Origin of the sequence: Bartonella sp. OT172YNZD (assembly GCF_042193725.1) — a bacterium.
GTDB lineage: Bacteria > Pseudomonadota > Alphaproteobacteria > Rhizobiales > Rhizobiaceae > Bartonella > Bartonella grahamii_A.
Window position 1 is genome coordinate 1 of sequence record NZ_JBHILZ010000071.1, and the last position, 925, is coordinate 925.

Annotated in this window: 1 protein-coding gene and 1 pseudogene; both read left to right on the plus strand. The window is 47.0% G+C overall.

Translation table 11 applies throughout. The annotated features are described in order from the left end of the window. Positions 1-495, plus strand: a pseudogene (locus ACFIJS_RS09040) (baseplate assembly protein); the annotation flags it as partial. After that, positions 495-925 (plus strand): phage tail protein (locus ACFIJS_RS09045; protein WP_375651289.1); only part of this gene is annotated, 431 nt, incomplete at its 3' end. The pseudogene ACFIJS_RS09040 and the gene ACFIJS_RS09045, both read left to right, overlap by 1 nt.

The following is a 925-nucleotide window of genomic DNA, read 5'->3' on the forward strand; positions in this document are numbered from 1 at the left end:
GGCACAGCGCCACGTTATCAATATTTTGCCCTCTCAAGCGATATCCATGTCAAAGATGCTTTTGTTTATCGTGTGGGTAAAAGCCCGCTTATTCATGTTGCGCTTTTTAGTGACGCTCCTTCAGGGGTGGTTGATGCGGCTTTAATTGCAAAGGTGCAAACAGCCCTTGATGCTCCCCATGTTAAAATGACTAATGACCACATCTTTGTGAAAAGCGCGGTACAGCGGGTGATCGATGTTTCTGCTGATTTTTGGTTGTTACCGGATGAAGGCTCCTTTGTTTTGGAAAGAGCGGAGCAGAATTTAAGAGCGGAATGGGCGCGTGCACAAAGGCTTGGGCGTGATCTGTCTTTAAGTTGGATACTAAGCCGCTTGATGGTTGAGGGCGTTCACCATGTGAACATAACGCACCCTTGTGAGGATATTTTGGTCGCACCTGATGAAGCGGTCGCACTAGGGGATATTGTCTTGTCTGAACGGGGGCGTGCTTATTGATGCTTTCCTCACTTTTGCCACCGAATTCGAGCTTATTTGAACGCTGTTTTGCAGAAGCAATGGCTTTCGACCCTCACGTTAAAACGGCACTCGAAGAAATACCTCGCGCGAAATTTATCACGCGTCCGCCTTCTTGGTTGCCCTTTTTAATAGACGAATATGGCTTACAAGAATTAAGCCCTTATTTTTCTAACCTTTATGATTTGATTGATCAGGGTCTCGCCTGGCAGCGCCTGCGTGGCTCACTTGCGGCAATAGAAATGGGACTTCAATGGCTAGAGATTTCTGCACGCTTTCAACCCGCCTGGACAGAGCGAGCATGGTGGAATTCCTTTCAACTTGATTTTGATCAATTGCCTGAACGGAAAAGCCTTGAAGCCATTGAAGCAATCACTGACCTTTCCAAAAGTTTGCGCTCTGATTTTCGCCG